General features: G+C 64.9%; 18 protein-coding genes. 5 read left to right on the top strand and 13 right to left on the bottom strand.

What is annotated here, in order from left to right; all coding sequences use genetic code 11:
* Positions 1-137: 137 nt before the first annotated feature.
* The gene (locus tag BMG00_RS00915; RefSeq protein WP_078573111.1) at positions 138-758 is read left to right on the top strand and encodes a DUF4167 domain-containing protein; all 621 of its coding nucleotides are present in this window, start codon (positions 138-140) and stop codon (positions 756-758) included.
* Positions 759-832: 74 nt separating this feature from the next.
* On the opposite strand, the gene BMG00_RS00910 is transcribed toward BMG00_RS00915, so the two are convergent.
* The 7 genes from BMG00_RS00910 to lptF form a co-directional block, all read right to left on the bottom strand.
* The gene (locus BMG00_RS00910; RefSeq protein ID WP_078573110.1) at positions 833-1,282 is read right to left on the bottom strand and encodes a GNAT family N-acetyltransferase; all 450 of its coding nucleotides are present in this window, start codon (positions 1,280-1,282) and stop codon (positions 833-835) included.
* A complete protein-coding gene (rsmA, locus tag BMG00_RS00905; RefSeq protein ID WP_078573109.1) occupies positions 1,279-2,124 on the bottom strand; it encodes a 16S rRNA (adenine(1518)-N(6)/adenine(1519)-N(6))-dimethyltransferase RsmA in 846 nt (281 codons plus the stop codon). Before rsmA ends, BMG00_RS00910 begins: the two co-directional genes overlap by 4 nt.
* Before the next feature lies 1 nt (position 2,125).
* Entirely contained in the window at positions 2,126-3,124 is a 999-nt protein-coding gene (gene pdxA / locus BMG00_RS00900; protein WP_078573108.1) for a 4-hydroxythreonine-4-phosphate dehydrogenase PdxA, read from the bottom strand.
* Positions 3,121-4,350 (bottom strand): peptidylprolyl isomerase, encoded by a 1,230-nt coding sequence (locus BMG00_RS00895; RefSeq protein WP_078573107.1) that lies wholly within the window; start codon positions 4,348-4,350, stop codon positions 3,121-3,123. Before BMG00_RS00895 ends, pdxA begins: the two co-directional genes overlap by 4 nt.
* 66 nt (positions 4,351-4,416) lie before the next feature.
* Entirely contained in the window at positions 4,417-6,654 is a 2,238-nt protein-coding gene (locus BMG00_RS00890) for an LPS-assembly protein LptD (RefSeq protein WP_078573106.1), read from the bottom strand.
* A complete protein-coding gene (gene lptG, locus BMG00_RS00885) occupies positions 6,654-7,772 on the bottom strand; it encodes an LPS export ABC transporter permease LptG (protein ID WP_078527559.1) in 1,119 nt (372 codons plus the stop codon). Before lptG ends, BMG00_RS00890 begins: the two co-directional genes overlap by 1 nt.
* Entirely contained in the window at positions 7,769-8,893 is a 1,125-nt protein-coding gene (gene lptF / locus BMG00_RS00880) for an LPS export ABC transporter permease LptF (protein WP_078573105.1), read from the bottom strand. The genes lptG and lptF overlap by 4 nt, the downstream gene beginning before the upstream one ends.
* A 184-nt stretch (positions 8,894-9,077) precedes the next feature.
* Between lptF and BMG00_RS00875 the strand changes: the two genes are divergently transcribed.
* Together BMG00_RS00875 and BMG00_RS00870 are read left to right on the top strand one after the other, a co-directional pair.
* Positions 9,078-10,547: a leucyl aminopeptidase gene (locus BMG00_RS00875; RefSeq protein WP_078573104.1), complete on the top strand. Its 1,470-nt coding sequence runs from the start codon at positions 9,078-9,080 to the stop codon at positions 10,545-10,547.
* A 13-nt stretch (positions 10,548-10,560) separates the two neighbouring features.
* The gene (locus BMG00_RS00870; RefSeq protein WP_078527553.1) at positions 10,561-11,016 is read left to right on the top strand and encodes a DNA polymerase III subunit chi; all 456 of its coding nucleotides are present in this window, start codon (positions 10,561-10,563) and stop codon (positions 11,014-11,016) included.
* Between the two features lie 48 nt (positions 11,017-11,064).
* On the opposite strand, the gene BMG00_RS00865 is transcribed toward BMG00_RS00870, so the two are convergent.
* Positions 11,065-11,880: an MBL fold metallo-hydrolase gene (locus BMG00_RS00865; protein WP_078527552.1), complete on the bottom strand. Its 816-nt coding sequence runs from the start codon at positions 11,878-11,880 to the stop codon at positions 11,065-11,067.
* Positions 11,881-12,073: 193 nt separating this feature from the next.
* Here BMG00_RS00865 and BMG00_RS00860 point away from each other — a divergent pair, with 193 nt between their 5' ends.
* On the top strand, positions 12,074-13,207 hold the full coding sequence (locus tag BMG00_RS00860; RefSeq protein WP_158521659.1) for a sugar-transfer associated ATP-grasp domain-containing protein: 1,134 nt from the start codon (positions 12,074-12,076) through the stop codon (positions 13,205-13,207).
* 68 nt (positions 13,208-13,275) lie between these two features.
* Here the strand turns inward: BMG00_RS00860 and BMG00_RS00855 are convergent, their stop codons facing one another.
* On the bottom strand, positions 13,276-14,850 hold the full coding sequence (locus tag BMG00_RS00855) for a hypothetical protein (RefSeq protein ID WP_146642522.1): 1,575 nt from the start codon (positions 14,848-14,850) through the stop codon (positions 13,276-13,278).
* A gap of 216 nt (positions 14,851-15,066) precedes the next feature.
* Between BMG00_RS00855 and tgt the strand changes: the two genes are divergently transcribed.
* Entirely contained in the window at positions 15,067-16,194 is a 1,128-nt protein-coding gene (tgt, locus tag BMG00_RS00850) for a tRNA guanosine(34) transglycosylase Tgt (RefSeq protein ID WP_078573101.1), read from the top strand.
* A 252-nt stretch (positions 16,195-16,446) separates the two neighbouring features.
* Here the strand turns inward: tgt and trhA are convergent, their stop codons facing one another.
* The 4 genes from trhA to BMG00_RS00830 all read right to left on the bottom strand — a co-directional run bounded on the left by trhA (position 16,447) and on the right by BMG00_RS00830 (position 20,677).
* A complete protein-coding gene (trhA, locus tag BMG00_RS00845) occupies positions 16,447-17,091 on the bottom strand; it encodes a PAQR family membrane homeostasis protein TrhA (protein ID WP_078573100.1) in 645 nt (214 codons plus the stop codon).
* A gap of 89 nt (positions 17,092-17,180) precedes the next feature.
* Entirely contained in the window at positions 17,181-18,401 is a 1,221-nt protein-coding gene (locus BMG00_RS00840) for a multidrug effflux MFS transporter (protein WP_342745828.1), read from the bottom strand.
* Between the two features lie 111 nt (positions 18,402-18,512).
* Positions 18,513-19,160, bottom strand: coding sequence for a DsbA family oxidoreductase (locus BMG00_RS00835; RefSeq protein WP_078573099.1), 648 nt, complete (start codon positions 19,158-19,160; stop codon positions 18,513-18,515).
* Positions 19,157-20,677, bottom strand: a complete 1,521-nt coding sequence (locus BMG00_RS00830; RefSeq protein ID WP_078573098.1) for a class I adenylate-forming enzyme family protein — start codon at positions 20,675-20,677, stop codon at positions 19,157-19,159. Before BMG00_RS00830 ends, BMG00_RS00835 begins: the two co-directional genes overlap by 4 nt.
* Positions 20,678-20,741 lie beyond the last annotated feature (64 nt).

The raw sequence follows: 20,741 nt of genomic DNA, 5'->3' as shown, positions 1-20,741 counted from the left end.
CACGGCTCAGCTTCACAGCGCGGGTGACGATGCCAAACCGGGCAATAATGCTCAGGGCGGCTCTTCCTCTCGCAAGGCCAAATCCCTTCGGCCAGATTCCTCAAGCCCGGCGTGACCGGGCCAGAAAAACGAAAGCCATGAGATCTTCGAAATCCCGTTCGCGTAACAAGTCGAACCGTCAGCGGTCGATGGGCAACATCGTCAACCGGGTGTTTGACAGCTCCGGTCCCGAGGGCAAAGTGCGTGGCACGCCCCAGCAGATCATTGACAAATACCTTGCGCTCGCCCGTGACGCGCAACTTGGCAACGACCGTGTGGCCGAGCAGAACTTCCTTCAGCATGCCGAGCATTATACCCGCATGCTGGGCGAGGCCCAGAAAGAGCAGGCCCGCGAACAGGAAGCGCGCAACCAGCAGCGTCAGCAGAACCAGCAAAGCCATCAGGCGAACGGTCAGGGCGGCAACGCTCAGGACGGCCATCGCAACGAGCGCCCCGAGCGCGAGGAGCGCAGCCAGGAGAACGCCGATCAGAGCGCCTCGATGATGCCGCCGATGCCCGAGCCTGAAGAAGACGGCTCGAGCCTCGTCGAAACCCCCGAAAGCCGCGCCGAAGCCGCTCCGGCAGAGGCTCCCGCCGAGAAGGCGGAAAAAGCCGAGAAGCCGAAACGCTCGCGCGCGCCGCGTAAACCGCGTGTGCCCAAAGCTGAAAAGGCTGAGGTGGCAGTGGAAACCGCGCCCCCCGAGGCATCGGGCGAATAAGCGGTTATCCTGACGAACCAGATAAAAGGCCCGCCGGATTGGCGGGCCTTTTTGATGTCGCGCATCGCCTCGGGTCAGCGAGGCAGGGATTTTTCGAGAAAAACCCGGTCAAACCCGTCTTCCACACGGCGATCGGTCTCGAGAAAGCCGAGATGCGCATAGATCGCACGGGTCTCGATCATCGCGGCATTGACGTAGAGAGTCAGCCGTTCGACCCCGAGAGATCGGGCTTGCGCTTCGGCGAAGGCGATCAAGCGCCCTCCGATCCCCTTTCCCTGCACGTCTGGATCGACCGCAATCGGCTCGATCTGCAAGGCAATCTGGGGCCCGTCTCGGGCAATCAGGCCCATATACCCCACGACGTCTCCGTCATGTTCGCAGACCCAGAGATGGGAGAGGTCAGAGCGGTGATCGGCCGCCATCGGCGCGGGCGGGCGACCGATGCGCGCGATGTAGGGGAGGAAGGCCGCGTCGGGGATCGCCCCGATCCGATCGAGATCTTCCGCACGGGCCGCGCGGATCATTCCTGACCGTCGACGATCCGCGCCAGTCGGCAGAACTGTTCCAGCGTCACCTTCTCGGCCCGTTCCGTGGGCGCGATCCCGGCCTTCTCCAGTTTCGCCTCGATATCCGGCGCAACGCCCTTGAGCGAGGCGCGCAACATCTTGCGACGCTGATTGAAGCCCGCCGCGACGACCCGGCTCAGGGTCGCGGCATTGGCCGGGTAGCGCGGCTCGGGCAGGGCGCGCAGATGCACGACCGCCGAATGAACCTTGGGCGCCGGGGTGAAGGCCTCGGGCGGCAGGCTCATCACGATCTTCGCCTCGGCGCGCCACTGCGCGAGGATCGCGAGGCGCCCGTAATGGTTGCTGCCGGGTTTCGCGACGATCCGTTCAGCCACCTCGCGCTGGAACATCAGCGTCAGGCTCTCCCAAAAGGGCGGCCAGTTCTTCGGCGTCAGCCAGCGTACCAGCAGTTCGGTGCCCACGTTATAGGGCAGGTTCGCTGCGATCTTGATCGGGGGGGTGAGATGGGAGAGCGGGTCGATTTCCAGCGCATCGCCGTTGATCACCTCGAGCCGCCCCGGATAGGCGGCAGCGATCTCGGCCAGGGCGGGCAGGCAGCGCGTGTCCTTCTCGATCGCGAGCACCTTGCGCGCGCCTTCGGCCAGAAGCCCGCGCGTCAGACCTCCGGGTCCGGGTCCGATCTCCAGCACATCCGCCCCCGTCAGATCGCCCGCCGAGCGCGCGATCTTGGCCGTGAGGTTCAGATCCAGCAGGAAGTTCTGCCCGAGGCTTTTCTTGGCCACGAGGTCATGGGTGCGCAGTACCTCGCGCAGCGGGGGCAGCCCGTCGATCGTGGCCATCTCACGCCCTCCGCGCCGCGCCCATGCGCGAGGCCATCTCGAGCGCCGCGATCAGCGAGGCGGGGTTCGCACGCCCCTGACCCGCAATATCGTAGGCCGTGCCATGATCGGGCGAGGTGCGGATGAAGGGCAGGCCGAGCGTGACATTCACGCCTCCGTCGAAATCGAGCGTCTTGATCGGGATCAGCGCCTGATCGTGATAGGCGCAGATCGCCGCGTCATAGCCCTGACGCGCGCGCTCGTGGAAGAGCGTGTCGGCTGGCAGGGGACCGGCGAGCGCATAGCCCTCTTCGCGCAGCCCGGCGATCGTGTCGGCGATCCAGTCGCCTTCCTCGCTCCCCATCGCGCCGCCTTCGCCGGCATGGGGGTTGAGCCCTGCGACCGCGATGCGTGGCGTGTCGAGCGCGAAATCGCGGCGCAGCCCTTCGGCGGTGATGCGCACCGTGTCGCGCAACAGTTGCGGCGTGAAGGCCTCGGGCACATCGCGCAGCGCGATATGGATCGTGGCGGGCACGACGCGCAAGGGCGGCGTGCTGCGCGAACTGGCGAGCATCATCACCACCCGTTCGACACCCGCGAGATGGGCGAGAAATTCAGTATGCCCGGGAAAGGCAAAGCCCGCCCCGTCATGCAGCGCTTTCTTGTTAATGGGCGCGGTCGTAAGCGCCACACCCTCGCCACGCATCACAAGATCGACCCCCCGCGCGATCACATCGACGACCGATTTCGCGTTGGCCGGATCGGGTTGACCCGGAATGGCGGCGGCCGGGAAGGCATGCGGCAGCACGGGCAGGCCCGCGCTGGCATGGGTGACGGCGTCGGAGGCGCGCTCGATCTCGCGGATCTTGGTGCCGCGCGGCAGGTGTGACGGATCGCCGATCCAGACGAAGGGCAGTCGCGCGCCGAAATGCTCCCAGGCGCGCGCGGCGAGTTCCGGCCCGACGCCGGATGGATCGCCACAGCTCAAAATGACCGGGCGGTCTGCGTCGCGCGGTCTCATTTCCGAACGATCACCGCTTCGGCCTCGAGATCGGCGAGATAGCCCGTCGCATAGGCGCCGAGCGCCTGATCCTCGAGCGAGGAACGCACCGTCTTGCGATCGGGCGCGGGCTGATCCTTGGTGTCGGCCACCTCGCGCGAGCACAGCATCACCAGCACGTCACTGCCGCCACGACGCAGGATCTGGGTCTCGCCCGGATCGAGCTGGGCCAGAACCAGCGCCTCGTCGGTCGGGACGGCGGATTGCGCGACCTTCTCGTGAAGGGTGATGGCGCTTTCGGGCAGGCCCTTTGCGACGGTATAGAGCTGATTGCACACGCGCGCATCGGCGGCGGCCTGTGCTGCGAGCTTCGCGGCCTGTGCGCTGCCAGTCGCGCCGAGATTCAGGGTCATGTAGCTCAGATCCTGCGGTGCCGAGGGCGCATCGCCATCGCCGATCGCGCGCAGCATGAACACCGCCACAGCCCCGTTGAGCTGGATCGGACCGGTCGCGGTGCCGGGCTTGAGCGCGAGGATCGGACCGCGCAGCTGTGCGGGCAGCTTGTCGATCGGCATCCATTCGAGACGCCCGCCGCGATCACGGGTCGGCGCGGCGGAATATTTGCGTGCCAATGCAGCAAAGGCGCCTTCGCCCTTCGCCGCCGAGAGCTGGCGGGCCTGACCCAACGCTGCGGCTTCCTGACCGGCCGGGGCGGGGACGATCGCTTCGGAGATCAGCACTTTCACGCCCTTGCCGGTCTGGCTTTCGGGCATCATCGCGCGATCGACATCGGCGGAGGTGACATTGATCAGGGGGGCGAAGCGCGCGCGCACCACCTCGCGCCAGATCACGCCGGCGGCGACGAAATCGCGGAAGGTGTTGGGGTCGATGCCATTCTGGCCGAGCAGCGTGATGAATTGTTCGGTCGACAGGTTTCCGCGGCTCGCGAATTCGGACATGCCGCGCGTGAGCGCCTCCTCATTCATCTTCATCCCGAGCTGCTTGCCTGCCCAGGTCCGCAGGCGGTCCTCGATCAGAGCTTTCTCGGCATCCTCGCGGGTCGATTGGGGCGTGCCCAGAAGCTTGAGGAATTTCTCGCGCTGGCTGATCTCGTAATCGGTGATGCCAAGGCCGTTCACGGTGATCACCGGGGCGTAATTGCCGGCCTGCGCCATCGCGACACGCGGTGCCAGCGGCAAGGTGAGCACCAGAGCCAGAAGGGTGAGCAGTCGGGTCATCATCGTCATCGCGTGCCTGTCCGTTTCGTCTCGTTCATTCGCGGCCTGGCCGGCCTGTTGTCTACTCGTCTCGCCTCAGCGTCCGCAGGTCTGGCGGACCGGGCCTCCTTCGCTCGCCCCGAAGCCGATCAACTGGACCGAGAGGCCGAATGCGGTCTCGGGGCTTACACTAGTGGAGGAAGTGAAGCGGCGCGAGAGGGAAAGATCAACCGCGAGGCATTCATTGGTGTAACGCAGGCCCAGATTGGCCTTGGCGGCGCGCTCGGCGGTGAAGTCGTAGCGGGTGCCGAAGGTGCCCGACCAGCCATTGCCCCAGCTCCAGCCGGTATCGAGCATCAGCTCTGACATGTCGGTGTCGCGCCCCTCGGCGGGGTTCGCCTCGAGCCAGAGATAGCCCGCTGCAATGTCATAGCGATCCGTGGCCCAGGCGAGGCGCAATTCGTCGCGCGAGATCGCGAGCGTGTCGTCGAAAAGCGCCCGGTTCGAGAGCGTCAACCCGTTCGCCGTGCTCAGATGGGTCGACAGCAACCAGTCCGAGCGGATCCCCGAAAGACCGGTGCCGGGGGTGAACTGGTCGAGGTCGCGCTGGCGGAAGATCCGGCCCGCCGCGACGCCCAGCGACCAGCCCGAGCTGTCATAGCGCGTCCAGCTCAGGCCGAGATTGGCGCGCAATCCCGTTTCACGCAGATCCTCGCCGGGGAAGCGGGTGAGCGAGAAGAGGTTGCCCTCGTCGAACTCGGGCAGCTGGCTGTCTTCGTTCGGCGAGGCGCTCAGACGGTTCGGGGCCCAGGCGATCTGCGCGATCGGCTCGATCACATAGGCCGCGCGTCCGCTCGTCTTCACCCAGGGCCAGCGCAGCTCGGCAGCGAGCGTCGGCTGACCGCGCAGCACGGTTTGCGGATAGGCGGGGTCGTCATTGGTCTCGATGATGTCGCCGGCAAATTGCGCCTCGATCGAGCCGAGCATCCCCGGCCCGAAGAGCCAGTTGCGACGCCAGTCGGCGGTGAGCGAGCCGCGCAGCACATCGCGCCCGTCCGGGATGCCGTCGCCATCGGTATCGAGCGTGCTCGATGCCGCGCGCCGGCTGCCGAGCGTCGAAAGCCGCAGTGTGGCGATCCCGCCAAGGGTAGCTGGCTCAAATTGTTTGACCCATTCGGCGGTGCCGCTCAGCATCGGCTGACTTGCGTTGCTCTCGCCGTCGCGGATCGAATGGGTGTTGCCGAACCGCGCCCAGATCATCTCGTCGGCGCGGATCCGCTCCAGCGTGACGCCCGACCAGAGACGATCCTCGTCGGAGATGCCGTAATTGAGCAGGTAGGAGCGGTCACTCACCAGCCGCAGTTGCGCCGTAAGCTTGAAATCGCGCGGCAGCTGCGCCTCGAGATCTGCGAAAAGATAGCCGCGGGTCTTGTCGGCGATGATGTCGTCTTTGCTCAGCGCCCCCGACCATTCCGTCTTGCCCCACTCGAAAGCCTGACGGTAGCGCAGCTCGAGCGTACGGGTGCGCGACGTGGCCACGTAAGGCGTGATCGTCAGGTCACGGCTGGGGCCGAGCGCAAGAAAATAGGGGATCTTGAGGCCGGGCCCGAGGCCCGAAGTGGTGCGGAACTCGGGCTGGAGGAAGCCCGACATGCGCTTGACGCCGGGTTCGGGCATGCGCAGGCGCGGGATGTAGGCGATCGGCACGCCCATCGCGCGAAGCTGCGCGTCGCGGAAGACGATCTGGCGGGTCTGCGCGTCATGGATGACGCGGCTCGCGCGGATCTCCCATAGCGGGGTGGGGTTGCTCGCACAGACCTGGCACGAGGAGGCGACGACCTTGTCCATCACCGTCAGCCGCCCGTCGCGCCGTTCGATCTTCGCCGCCGCGAGCTGCAATTCGCGCGCCATCACCATGCGCGCGCTCAGCAACAGACCGTTTTGCAGATCGGTCGACAGCTCCGCCGACGAGGCGAGGATCACCGCGTTTGACTGCCCCGGCTGCACCAGCCGGATCGGCCCTTCGAGATAGAGCTTGTCTTCCTTCTGATCGTAGATCACCCGCGTCGCGGAGAGCCGGTTCGACTTGTAGAAAACCTCGACATTGCCCTCGGCCACGAGCTTTCCGCCATCCTCGATGCGCACCCGATCGGCCAGCAGCGTTGCAAGCTCCTCGCTCGCGGGAATGGCGGAAGGGTCGGCGACATCATGCGCGGCCTTGGTGTCGGTGACCTGCGCCGGGGCGGGGCCAAACCCCACAAGCCCGAGCACGCAGGCAAGCGCCAGAGCACTGACCCGCCCCGCCCAGGGCTCAGAGCGCAACCGCGACCGCATCAACCATCCTCCCGGTGCAAGAGCCGCGCAAGCGGCAGCATCAGCCCGATCACCGGCGGCGCCCAAGCCGCAAGAAGGATCGGAATCTGTCCGTTGTCGCCCAGAACTTGCGCGATATTGCGAAGGAAGAACAAGCCCAGACCAGCGGCGAGCGCTAAAAGAACTTTCGTCCCCGTTCCGCCAAAGCGGGCGTGATCCATCGTGAAGCTCGCCGCGACCATCACCATCGCCACCAGCAGCACCGGTAGCGCAAGCTCCATCTGGAACCACATGATATGGCGGCGGGCCGAGAAACCTGCCTCTTCGAGAGAGGCGATGAAGCCCGGCAATTGCCAGATCGGCACGGAGGAGGGCTTGCCGAAGCTGTCGCGGATGCGCGCGACTGTCAGATCCGAAGGCAGCGTCAGGCTCGCCACTTCCTTGGCGTCGCGCTCGGGGTTGGTCGAGGCGCCGAGCGCCCAGTCCTTGGCATCCGTCAGCACCCATTCTCCGGGCTCGAGGACGGCCTTTTTCGCATTGATCCGACGCACCGGTCCGCGCTCGGGATCGAAGATCAGGAAGGTCACGTTGCGCAGGGTCGTGGCATCGCCATTGGCGGTTTCGGCGTGAATGACCGCCTGTGCGAGCGATTTGCCGTCAGAGCCGAGGCCCGCGCTCTGGCGCATCCAGACCCCCTCGCGCCCGATCGACACGGTGGAATTTCCGCCCGACGTGTAGTGATCGACAAGGCTCTCGTAGCGTTTCGACGTGGCCGAGACGAGCGGATTGCCGACGAAAAGCGCAAGCAGCCCAAGGATCAGGGCGACCCCCAGCGGGGCTGCAAGCATCCGCAGTGCCGAGCGACCGGCGGAGCGGATCACCACCAGCTCGGAGCTGCGCGCGAGCGCGATGAACAGCGCCACCGCCGACAGCATCACGATCAGAGGCAGGATATTGTAGACCGTCGAAGGGATGTTGAGCGCCGATAGAACGGCCAGCTGCACCAGCGTCAGGCCCTCGTCGGAAAACCGCCGGATCTCCTCGACGATGTCGATCAGGAAGAGGATCCCCCAGAAGCTGCCTGCAACGACGAGGAAGCTTTTGGCAAACCGGCGGGCGAGGTAGAGAGCGATCGTCACGCGGTGCCCTCCCGTATGACCCGGATGCGTCGCGGCCGACCCGACCACCAGAGCATGAAGAGCGCGATCACCGCGCCACCCACCGTCGGCACGAACAACACGGGCCAGAGCGTCGGATCGCGGTTGGTCGCGCTTTCCGCGGCGTTTTGCAGGACCTGCACGAAGATCAGCCCGCCGATCGCGAGCGTCATCTGCCGCCACATCCCGAAGCGCGAGAAGGTTCCCATCATCAGGGCCGCGAATCCGATCAGCGCCGCGATCGGCGCAAGGAGCGGCTGCGCGATGCGACGTGCCAGCTCCAGCGTCACGCGCGGCTCAACCCCCTCGCCAAGCGCCGCGATCGCGGCGCCGCCCTTTAGCAACTCGGGCGTCATCATCTCGTCGAGGTTAGGTTTGCGGGCCTTGCCGCCGCTCAGGAAGCTGCCGATATCATAGGTGAAATTGGAGAACCGGGTCACCTCGAGGCGGCCCGTATCCGGGCGCAGCGTCTCGGCTATGCCTTCGAACATGATCAGCTTCGGACCGGTCTCTGTCTTGACGATCAGCGCCTTTTCCGAAGTGTAGATCGTGTGCGCCTTCGGATTGCGCCGGTCCGAGAGGAACAGGTCGTAAAGCTCGCCCAGATCCGAGATCCGACGGATATAGATCGTGATGCCGCTGGCGGGGTGCTGGAAGGTGCCCTCGGTGAGGAACTTCGCGGTCATGTTCTGCGACACCTGCTGCTGGCGATCGGCAAGCCGGGCCTTGGCGGCGGGCACGAGAAAATTCACCAGAACCGCCATCATCAGCGACACGATCAATCCGAAGACCAGCACCGGGCGCCCTAGGCGCCAGTTCGAGGTGCCGGTCGCGCGCATCACCACCAGTTCGCTGTCCTGATCGAGCCGGTTGACCGCGTAGATCGTGGCCGCGAAGGCCGCCACCGGCAGGACGATGCGGATCACGTATGGCAAGGTGAGGGCGGTGAATTCCAGTACGACTGCCGCCGTCTGCCCATCCGAGATCAGGCTGTCGAACATCATCACAGCCCGGTTCACCCAATAGACCGACACCAGCACGAGCGCGAAAAACCCGAACAGAGCCATCAGCTTTGACAAGACATATCTGTCCAGTCGCGTCACTTGTTTTCCTATCCCCGCGGCGGTTTCTCCTCTCTCTAGCCTGTCGGATCGGGTGAGGGAAGACCACGTTCGGAGCGCTTTTCATTTTCCGGGCGCCCCGTTAGGCTCGCGCGCAAATTGATGCCAATCGCGGGCCCGTTCGCTGTGCAGACTGCACCGGGTCGGCCTGCCAAGGGAGAACTCCATGACACAGCCTGTCGCCATCGCCTTCAAGGAAACCGATCCCGAGGTTTTCGCCTCGCAAACCGGCCGGATCGCGCTGATCGTGGGCGGGGATGGCAAGCTCGGGCCTGCGGGACGCAAGCTCGACCGTGCGATGAAGAGCGCTTTGAGCCGCGCGGTCGGCTCTGAGGCGTTCAAAGGTCTGGGGCAGGGCGAGGCAATGGAGCTGAGCTGGCCCGCGGGGATCGAGGCGCAGGCGGTGCAGGTGGTGCGTCTCGACCGCAAGTCCTCCGCCGATGAAGCCCGCAAGGCCGGTGCCGCGATCGGGGCAAAACTGGGCGCGGAGGGCGCGCTCGTCGTGGCGCAGGGCCATCCCCGCGCGGCGGATCTCTCGCTCGGGCTCGCGTTGCGCGCCTATCGCTTCGATTATCACACGGGCGAAGACAAGAAGGGCTTCGGCCCGGTGACGATCATGGCCTCCAAGCCCGAGGAGGTCGCCGCTGCCGCCGCCCCCCATGCGGCGCTGGCAGAGGGCGTGTTCTTCACCCGCGATCTGATCAATGAGCCGACGAACATCCTCACCACCGACGATTTCGCAGCCCGCCTCGCCGCGATGCACGAACTGGGCCTCGACGTCGAGATCCTCGAAGAAGAGGACATGAAAAAGCTCGGGATGGGCGCGTTGCTCGGCGTGGGGCAGGGCTCCGAGATGCCGTCGAAACTCGTTGTCATGCAATGGAATGGCGGCGCCAAGGGGGAGGCCCCGTTCGCGCTGGTCGGCAAGGGCGTGGTCTTCGATACCGGTGGGATCTCGCTCAAGCCCGGCGCGGGCATGGAAGAGATGACGATGGATATGGGCGGCGCCGGGGTCGTCTCGGGCGTGATGCGCACGCTGGCGCTGCGCAAGGCCAAGGCCAATGTCGTGGGGCTGGTGGGGCTCGTCGAGAACATGCCCGACGGCAAGGCTCAGCGTCCCGGCGATATCGTGACCTCGATGAAGGGCGATACGATCGAGGTGATCAATACCGATGCCGAAGGCCGCCTCGTGCTGGCCGATGTGCTCTGGTATGCGCAGGACCGCTTCAAGCCCAAGGCGATGGTGAACCTCGCCACGCTGACCGGCGCGATCATCGTCGCGCTCGGTCATGAGAATGCGGGTCTTTTTGCCAATGATGACAAACTCGTAGCGGATATTCTTGATGCGGCGAAGGCAGAGGGCGAAGGGGCCTGGCACATGCCGCTCCAACCCGCCTATGACAAGCTGATCAAGTCGCGCCTTGCGGATGTGAAGAACGTGGGCGGGCGTTGGGGCGGCTCGATCACGGCGGCCGCTTTCCTCAAGCGTTTCGTGAAGCCCGAGGTGCCGTGGTGCCATATCGACATCGCGGGCGTCGCCCTGCCGCCCTCCGAGACCACGCTTGCGCCGAAAGGTCCGACGGGTTGGGGCGTGCGCACGCTCGACCGGCTGATCCGCGACAAGTTCGAAGCCTGAGGCGGAGACCGGGATGGGGCAGGTCAATTTCTACCATCTGACCCACTCGAGCGTCGAGGAGGTGGTGCTCAACCTCTCCTCGCGCGCGCTCGAGCAGGGTTGGAAGGTGGAATTGCGCGGGAGAAATCCCGATCGGCTCGACTGGCTGGACCAGAAACTGTGGCTGATGGGCGATGAGAGCTTCCTGCCGCACGGTCTCGCGGGTGGCCCGCATGATGCGCTGCAACCGATCCTGCTGGGCACCAGGCCCGCGGGTGACGGGCGCGAAGCGATAATGGCCGTCGATGGCGCCGAGATCGCCGCTGAGGAAACGGACGCGCATAAGCGGCTCTGGATCCTCTTCGACGGCAACGACCCAGAGGCGGTGCAACATGCGCGCGGCCAGTGGAAGGCGCTGACCGGAGCGGGGGCGAAGGCGATCTACTGGTCCGAAGAGGGCGGCCGCTGGGAGAAGAAAGCGGAGAGTTGAGAGGGCGATGGGGGCCTCCGATCTGGCCCCACGCAACGCTCGAGCGGATCACCGCAGCCTCTCGGGCTCCAGCACGATTACGGTCGGCTCTCGCGGGAGTGTCTTGAGGGACACCACGAGATCACTCGACAAAGGTCGCTCGATCACGAATTCGCTCTGCATCCCGTCAAGGAAGCTCTGCAAGGTCGGTTCGCCAAACCAGTGCATCGGGATCACGATGCGGGAACGCAGCCGTTCGAGAATGCGGATCATCGTGGGCTGATCGACCGTCATCGACCCATCCACCGCCGCCATCACTACGTCGAGCCGCCCAAGTGCCGCATATTGCGCCGCGTTCGGTTCGTGATGGAGGTGGCCCAGATGGCCGATGCACAACCCCGCCACCTCGAAGATAAAGATCGAATTGCCGTTCTCCTCGACGCCACCAAAGCTGCGGATCGCGGTGGGCACGTTGCGGATCAGCAATTCGCCCAGGTCGAGATAGTGCTCGGCGGCGATGCCGAACTGGTCCGACCAGCCTTTCAGCGCTACCGTGCCATCGGGGACGTCCTCGCTCATATGGCTCGAATGGGCGCGATTCATCGTGACGTAATCGGGCGCGAAGCGCGAACCGCCGACCCAGCCATTGTAATCGGTGATGACCGTGATTCCGCCCTGGGTTTGCAAGAGAAACATCGAGTGGTCGATGTAATGGAGCCGTACCGATTGCGCGGGCACAGGGTCGGTCCAACTGGCCTTGTGCAGGTAGTCGATCCCGGGGGCGGATTGCGCGATCGCGATGCAATGGCTGATGCGCTGGCTTTGCGCCTGCACCGTCAGCGGGGCAAGCAGGGCGAATATCAGGGTGAGGGCAACTCGGAACATGGCGGGTCTCCTTTGACCCAGCGTAATCGAAAAAGCCGATTCCGGTCTATCGAGGCCTTCAGAACCCAATTTCGTGCGCCCGCATTGTGAAGCCGAAACGGTAAAATGACATCGAGGCGCCCAATTTCTGCCGTGTTTCGCATTAGGATCAAATCAACCCAATGCCCCCATGATTGTTTCTATCGGAGCCGATATGTCCCTCGCCACCCTCGATGAAAGCAACTACACGGCCGCGCGCGACAGTTCCTTCCAGGATCTTCTCGTCTATGCGGCGAAGAAATCCGGCCGGTCCGTGCTTCAGGTTCTGCGCGATTATCGTCAGATGGCGAAATCGGAAACCCGGATCAATCTCGTCGAATATGTCCGCTTCGGCCTTTACGATCAGGCGCGCTTCGAGGCGCAGGCACGCGCGGAATTCCTCTCCAACGACCTGCACTGGCCGATCGCCAACAAGGTGAACAATCGCGGCTGGTATAGCGCGGCGGAAGATAAATCCGTCGCGACCACGCTGCTGAGTGCTGCCGGGGTGCCGGTGCCCGAGATCGTTGCCGTGCTCGACAGCTCGCAGCGGATTTATCCCGGCGGTGCCGAACGGATCACCGGGGCAGACGAACTTCGCGCCTTCCTTTTGGCGCGCCCGGGCCAGCAATTCTTCGGCAAGATCAATGACGGGATGGTCAGCTTCGGCGCGTTCCGCATCGAGAAAGCCGATGCCGAGATGGTCTATTGCTCCGGTCACGAACCGATGAGCTACGGGGATTTCGCGGCGCAAACGTTGGCGCAGAACGCCTATATCCTTCAGCCGGTCATCGAAAACCACAGCGCGCTGAGGCCGTTTGCCTCCGCGCTTGCGACGATCCGCATGGTGAACCTGATCACCGATGACGGGCTGCGCGTGCCGATGGCGGCGATCAAGCTGCCGCAGGGCGACAATATCGCGGATGCGTTCTGGCGCCCGGGCAACCTCGCCTGCGGGATCGAGGTTGCGACGGGGCGGATTCGGACGGTTGCGCGGCGCGGGATCGAGGTCGAGTTCCTCGACGATCACCCCGATCAGGCGGGGCTCATGGGGATGATCCTGCCGTTCTGGTCGGAAGTTCTCGAAATCAACGAACGTGCGGCGCGCAGCTTTGCCCCGATCCGCTACCAGTCGACCGATATCGCGATCACCGAGGATGGTCCGGTCGTGGTGGAAATCAATGCCGGTGGTGGCTTCGACCTGCCGCAATATTCGAACGGAAAGGGGATGCTCACCCCGGAAGTGCGTGCGTTCTTCGAAAGCTGCGGGGTCGAGTTCAAACCGAAGAAATCGCTCCTGCCGTTCTGAGAGTTGTTCACCTGGACTTGAATGAATTTACGCGCCTCGGCGGCCTTGCGGGCTCCGGGGCGCGTTTCTCATTCGGCGGCGTCCTCTCGGATTGCCGTTTTCGGCGTCCACTTCCCCGCCTTGATCAGATCGCGCACCCCGCCGCGATAGGGCTGGTTCGCAAGTCGGGGATCGGCCGCTTCGAGGAACATCTCGTTGAGCGTTCCGGCGAAACGAACCTCGACGGGGAAGCGCAGCGAGGTCTCGATCAGCTTTCGGTCCGAGAAGGGGCAGATGTAGAAATTGCGCTCATAGCCGTAATATTTCGCGCTCGAGACATGCAGGAACAACTCGAGGAAGATGAAATCATAGACCAGCGCCTGCGCGTTTTCCGGCAGCGTCAGCTTCCAGCGAATATAGTCCTCGGCCCATTTCGCGATCACCTCCTTCGAGGGCGATCCCGTGAGGAAGAGCGAGCCGATCTCCTGTTCGAGATTGAGGCTCACCATTTCGGCGCGATTGGCAAAGCTGCCCCACCAGACCCCGCGCATCACATCCATCACATTGCCGCGAAGGTGCAGATGCCCCGGAGGCGTCAGTGACGTCAGTCCACGGCTGTGTTCGTTCGGGGGCGGCGCGACCGAGGAGGTGCGCATCCAGAAGAGTCGCTTCGCCTGACGTTTCTCGAAGGGGCGCTTGGCAGCGTGATCGGCGGCATCGAGTTCGGTATAGCGCCGGAAGGGCTGGCCAAGCAGTTCGGTGACGACATATTCGCCCGTCGTTGCGTCGAGATCGGCATAGCGGGTGTGCTGGAAGGCGAAGAGTTCACCGATCTGGTCGAGCTTGTCGGTGACGCAGGCGACGAGCTTGCGCGAATCCGTCCCGCCCGAGATCGGCATGATCGAAGGGTGGTTGTCCACGAGCGCATGCAGGATCGCGCGAAGCCGCTCGACCATTTCGCCCACGAGCTTTTCGTGCTCATCGGCTGCGCAGGGCGGAAAACTGTCGGGCAAGGGCCAGATCCGCTCGGGTGTGAAACTGTCGAGGTTCAGCCGGTGGTTGGGCATGCAGAACTTCACCTGCGCGTCGCGGCTATGCCCGAGCAGATAGGCGATCTCCGTATCGCCCCGCGCGCGCCCGTTGCCGATCGCCGTGGTGTCGAAAAGCGGGTTCTCGATGATCGGCCGGGTCAGTGCGAGCATCACCGATGAGGCCGCGCGCCGCGTCTGCGGGTCGTAGACGGTGCTCAGATGGGCGACCGGATCGAACAGCATCTCGTGGGCGCGGGGGCAGTCGATGACGACCGCATAGCGGCCCGCGCTATAGGCGATATAGGCCTCGAGATCGGTGACGAAATCTTTCGCATCGAGGTTGAAGCGGCTGAAGCTGCCATCCGTGATCAAGGCGCCGTCGGGATCGACGCCGATCCCCATGAACACGCCGAACAGGCGCCCTTTCTCGTCGCGCATCTCGACCCGCGGCATCTCGCGCCCGAGCTGGAGCGTGAAACGGTCGAGCTCGATCGCCTCAAGACCGGGAAGCGTCTCGGCGGGGTTTTCGCAGAGCAGGAACTGCGTGCTGAGCGCATCTGCGGGATCAAACCCTTGCTGGACACAGATCGCATGCGCCTGCGTCGGCTGTTCGGGAGGGGAGGTCTCTGCCATCATATGCTCGTGAAGGCGCGTCGGAGGGGCGAAAATCCGGTTTGGAAATCAGCGGGAGGGCCGATGCGCGGGTCAAATTGCCATGGCCGCATTCTCGGAACGGCCCGCGGGCGTGTCAATCGACTTCGCGCTGCGGAATGGCGCAATCCTTGCCGGTGCTTTTCTTTCGCACCACTTCGGTCTAAACCCGCGCCCTGACCGCTCAGGAGCGCCCGGATGACGAAATTCAGCTTCACTCTCAAGGCTACCGATGGCCGAGCCCGCACGGGTACGATCTCGACCCCGCGCGGCGAGATCCAGACGCCTGCCTTCATGCCCGTGGGAACCGCCGCGACCGTGAAGGCGATGATGCCCGAGAGCGTGGCCGCGACCGGTGCCGATATCCTGCTGGGCAATACCTATCATCTGATGCTGCGTCCGGGCGCCGAGCGGATCGCGCGTCTGGGCGGGCTGCACAAATTCATGAACTGGGACAAACCTATCCTGACGGATTCGGGCGGGTTCCAGGTGATGAGCCTGTCTTCCTTGCGCAAGCTGACCGAAGAGGGCGTGACCTTCGCGAGCCATGTCGATGGCTCCAAGCACATGCTCAGCCCGGAACGCTCGATGGAGATCCAGAAACTTCTGGGCTCGGATATTGTGATGTGTTTCGACGAATGTCCCGCGCTGCCCGCGACGGAAGAAGAGGTCGCGAAATCGATGCGGCTTTCGATGCGATGGGCGCAGCGGAGCCGCGATGCCTTCGGCGATCGTCCGGGTCACGCGCTGTTCGGAATCCAGCAGGGCGGCGTGACGCGTGAGCTTCGCGAGGAAAGCGCCGAGAAACTCAAGGAAATCGGCTTTGACGGTTATGCGGTTGGCGGTCTCGCGGTGGGCGAGGGGCAGGAGGCGATGTTCGGCGTCCTCGATTACGCTCCCGAGATGTTGCCTGCCGACAAGCCGCGCTACCTGATGGGCGTGGGCAAGCCCGATGATATCGTCGGCGCGGTCGAGCGCGGTATCGACATGATGGATTGCGTGCTGCCCTCGCGCTCGGGGCGGACCGGGCAGGCCTGGACCCGTCGCGGGCAGGTCAATATCAAGAACGCGCGCCATGCCGATGATCCGCGTCCGCTCGACGAGGCCTGCAGCTGTCCGGCCTGCTCGAATTACTCGCGCGCCTATCTGCACCATGTTTTCCGCGCCGGCGAGATGATCTCGGGCATGCTGCTGACCTGGCACAACCTGCACTACTATCAGGAACTGATGGCGGGCCTGCGTGCGGCGATCACTGAGGGCGAACTTGCGCGTTTCGTGACAGAGTTCCACGAGACCCGTGCGATGGGTGATATCGAGCCGCTCTGATCTGGCTAGACGGGGCGTGACCTTCGTGGCCACGCGCTAAGGATTGTCGGGACGGGCGCAGGTGATCGGGGCGCGGGCTCCCGGCTCCGGGAAGCCGTGTGGCGTTGAGGGGCCCAGTGTCCGTCGCGAATATCTTCAGGAAAACGAAACGCGTTTGCCGGTTTTCAGCCCGCGCAGCAACGTCGCTTGAGGCGTCTCCGCAGACCGCGTTCCCGTCACTAGGGAACTGGACGGAGAAACGGCCGCGTCCGCTCAGTTATGCGAGATAAGGATCACTGCCGCATAATGGGTCGCGGCGGCGGCGAGCACATGAGTATGCCAGATTGCGCGCGAAAAGGGGATGCGCTCGACATGGTAGAAGATCACGCCCACCGTGTAGGTCAGCCCGCCCGCGACCAGAAGGATCAACGCGGGCAGCGGCAGGGCCGAGACCAGCGGCCAGACCGCGATCATCCCAAGCCAGCCCATCGCGAGATAGAGCCAGAACCCGGCGCGCTCCGAGCGGTGAAAGAAGCCGAGCTTCATCACGATCCCGACCGTCGCGAGCCCCCAAACCGTCGCGGTCAGCACCCAGCCGGCAACCCCGGCGAGCCCGATCAGCGCCATCGGGGTATAGGTGCCCGCGATCAGCAGGTAGATTGCGGCGTGATCGAAGCGGCGCAGCACCGCACGGGTGGGTGCATGCAGCGTGAGGTTATAGGCCGCCGAGAGCGAAAACGACGCGATCAGGCCCACCGAATAGATCGCTAGCGGCCAGATCCGCCCCGCAGGCGCTGCGAGCGAGGCCCAGACGATCAGCGCACTCACGCCCGCCACGGCGAACACGACGCCCAGCACATGGACGATCCCGTCGGCGAAATGCTCGTGAAAACTGTGGCTCAATTGGTGGCGTGTCATGATTGGATCTCCGGTCTCCCTTGATCCAAGATAACAACGATCGGGCAAACTCCCAAGCCCGCGGCAGTTGTGACGCTGGGGCAGAGGGTTCAGCTGTCGCTGCTCGTGTTCCGCATCAGCCACCAGGCCAGCGCCGAGCACAGGAAGGTCGCGACCACGATCGGCAGCGCCGTGCCGTTGAAGGCCAGCCCCACGGGCGCGGCGATCAGCACCGCGCCGACCGTGGCGATCGCGGTGACGATCGAGGCCGCCATGCCCGCGATATGGCCCATATGTTCGAGTGCCAGTGCGTTGAGATTGCCGAAGGTCACGCCCGCCATCCAGAACACGCTGACCGTGTAGAGGAAGATCAGCGGAAAGCCCGTCACCCCTTCGGTCATCCCGGTCAGCACCAGCACCAGCATCACGCCCGAGACGATGATCTGCATGATGTAGCTGCCCTTGACGATCTTGCGCATCCCGAGATGCATCACGAAGCGGGCATTGAAGATCGAACCCGTGCCCGCCAGCAGCGCGCCGATGGCGAACCAGACCGGGAAGGTGTCGGTCACGCCATGGGCGGCATAAAGCTGTTGGGCGGACGAAAGCAGCGCGAACATCTGCCCGAAGCCCAGCGTCATCGTGATGATGTAGAGGCGAACGTCGGAATGCGCGAGCACCTCGCGCGCGGCGGCGCTAAGCTTGCTCACGCTCAGCGGGCGGCGATACTCGGGCGGAAGCGTTTCGGGCTGACGGATATTGAGCCAGCTCACCCCGACCAGACCGAAGACCATGAAGGCCCAGAACACGCCGCGCCATCCGGCGAAGCCGATCACGATGGCGCCGATCGACGGGGCCACGGCCGGCACGAGAATGAAGATCATCATGATGAAGGAGGTCACGCGCGCCATCTCGCGTCCCGCAAACAGGTCGCGCACCAGCGCCATCACTGTAATGCGCGGACCGGCCGCGCCGATCCCTTGCAAAAGGCGCGCGGCAAGCAGTGCCTCAAGACTTTGGGCATGGGCCGCGACGAAGGCGCCGACGAGGTAGATCGCGATTCCCCCCGTGATCGTCTTCTTGCGCCCGATCGCATCCGAGATCGGTCCGGCGAACAACGTGCCCACGCCCATGCCCAGCACGAAAGCGGTCAGCACCAGCTGTGCGCGGTTGATCGCGTCGGGGCTCAGCTCGGCCGCGATCTGCGGCAGCGCGGGCAACATCGCGTCGATCGAAAAGGCCACCGTCGCGGTGAGCGAAGCCAGCATCACAGTGAGTTCAGGCAGCGAAAGGGGCGTGCGCGCTCGCGGCGCGTCGGTCATCTGGGCCATGACGGGGGATCTTTCCGCAAGACGGATTGGTACGGGCGCGACAATAGGCAAATCCGTGCCAAAGGCCAGAGGGCAGGGCGCGCAGACCCGTGTGCGCTCACGCGGAGGTCATCAGTGTCGCGTGGCCTCGGGCGGGGCGCCGGACAGCTCGTCGATCACTTTGAGCCAAAGCTCGGTCGGCTGCGCCCCGCTCACCAGATGGGCATTCGCGACGATCACGCTGGGGACTGCGGTGATGCCGCGCTCGCGAGCATAGTCCTCCTTGGCGATGATCGTGTCGCGATCGGCATCCGAGGCCAGCAGGCGCTGGATCATTCGGCGGTCCATCCCGGCGGCTTCGGCAATCGCGCCCAGCGTCGCATGATCGCCGATATTGCGCCCCTCGCGCCAATGGGCGCTCAGCAGCCCTTCCATCACCGCCTCCTGCGCTTCCTCGATCCCGGCCCAGTAGAGCAGGCGATGCGCGTCGCGGGTGTTGGGCTGATGGGTGACGCGCTCGGGGTGAAAATCGTAGCCTTCCGCTTCGGCGATCTCGAGGAGCTGCACATGCATTTTCGCGGCGCCATCCTGCCCGAATTTCGCCTGCAGATAGGCTGCGCGCGATATGCCCTCGGCGGGCATTGTCGGGTTCAGTTCGAAAGGTTGCCAGCTGCGCACGATGGAATGGCCGGGGCGCTGCTCCAGCGCGCGATCCAGCCGCGCCTTGCCGATGAAACACCAGGGGCAGACCGGATCGGCGAAGATATCAAGCGTGATCACGTGATCATCTCCTCTTGCAGCCGCGCGCGGATCTCCGAACGCAGGATCTTGCCGTTGCGGTTGCGGGGCAGGGCGTCCACATGGCGGAACATCCGCGGCTGTTTGTACCGCGCCAGCACCTGTTGCGCATGGGCCTCCAGCGCCTCGGGCGTGGCCTCGCCGGTATAGGCCAGGGCGATCACCGTCGCATCGGCTTTCACCGCGACCTCGACGGCGGCCACGTCACCCGCGCCGGGGCAGTCATGCATCGCTTCCTCAACTTCGATCGGCGAGACCCGGAACCCGCCCGCATTCATCATGTCATAGCCGCGCCCGAGATAGGTGATCGCGCCATCTTCCGCCATCGACACCGTGTCGCCGGTGACGAACCATTCACCCACGCGCCGGGCGGCTGTTTCCTCGGGGGCGTTCCAGTAGCCGAGATAGAGCCCCGGATCGCTCTCATGGATCGCGAGCTGGCCCGGCTCGCCACGCGGCACGGGCTGGCCATTCTCGCCCAGCACCGCAACGGTGCGCCCCTCCTGCGGATAGCCCGTGGTGCCGGGGGGCGCGGGATGATCGGGGCTGCCCGAGATGAAGGTCGAGCATTCCGACATTCCGAGCGCCTCGTAGATCTTGGTCCCGGTCGCGGCATTCCAGGCTGCGCGCGTGGGCTCGGGCAGGGCTTCGCCCGCGCTCAGCCCATGGCGTAGCTTCGGCAAGGACAGTTGCTCGTGATGTTTGAGGATCTGACGGTACACCCCCGGTGCGGCCGCGAAGATCGTCGCATCGAAGCGCTTGAGCAACAGAGGGAGCGCCCGCGCCTCGACACCCTCGGCGGGGATCAGCGCGCTTGCTCCCAGGGTCCAGGGGTCCATCAACCCGGTGCCGAGCGTATAGGTCCAGTTGAACGCGCCCGCATGCATCAGCCGGTCTTCGGACCCCATCCCGTACCAGCCGCGATACATCATCTGCCGCGCCCAGATCGCGCGATGGGCATGCATCACGGCGCGCGCCGAGCCGCCCGTGCCCGACGTGAAGATCATGTAGGCAAGACGGTTCGGATCGCCGAGATCAAAAGCGCAGGGCTCGATCTCCTCGGCGCGCCGCAATGCATCGGCACCGATCACCTGCGCCGGATGATCGGGCAGCGCGATACCCGCGCCCGCAACGACGGCCGAGGGTGCGAGGTCACGCGCAAGCTTGGTGATCTCGGGCCCGGTCAGCTGCGACGAGGAGGGCACGGGAACCAGACCCGCCGCGATCGCGCCGAGAAAGGCCACCGGGAATTCAGGCCCGTTCCCCAGCCGCAGGAGGACCCGGTCACCGGGCACAAGCCCTGCGCGCAGGAATACCGTTCCGGCGCCTCGCACCGCAGCGTTCAGCCGCGCATAGGACCAGCGCTCGGCCCCCGAAGGCTTCACGATCTGCATCGCGAGCTTGTCGGGCGTGGACATGCCAGCGGACAACACATGGGCTGCCATGTTGAAGGCGGCTGGCGGGGCGGGGATCGGGGCGGTGCGATAAAGCGAGTCCATAGCGCCTAGCTAGGCCGGGCGCTGCGTGCGAGCAAGCGCCATGCCCCTTCGAATTGGTGAAAAT

Source organism: Thioclava marina (assembly GCF_002020135.1).
Taxonomy (GTDB): Bacteria; Pseudomonadota; Alphaproteobacteria; order Rhodobacterales; family Rhodobacteraceae; genus Thioclava; species Thioclava marina.
Note: the sequence above shows the minus strand (reverse complement) of the source record. Positions and strands in the feature narration are given on the sequence as shown.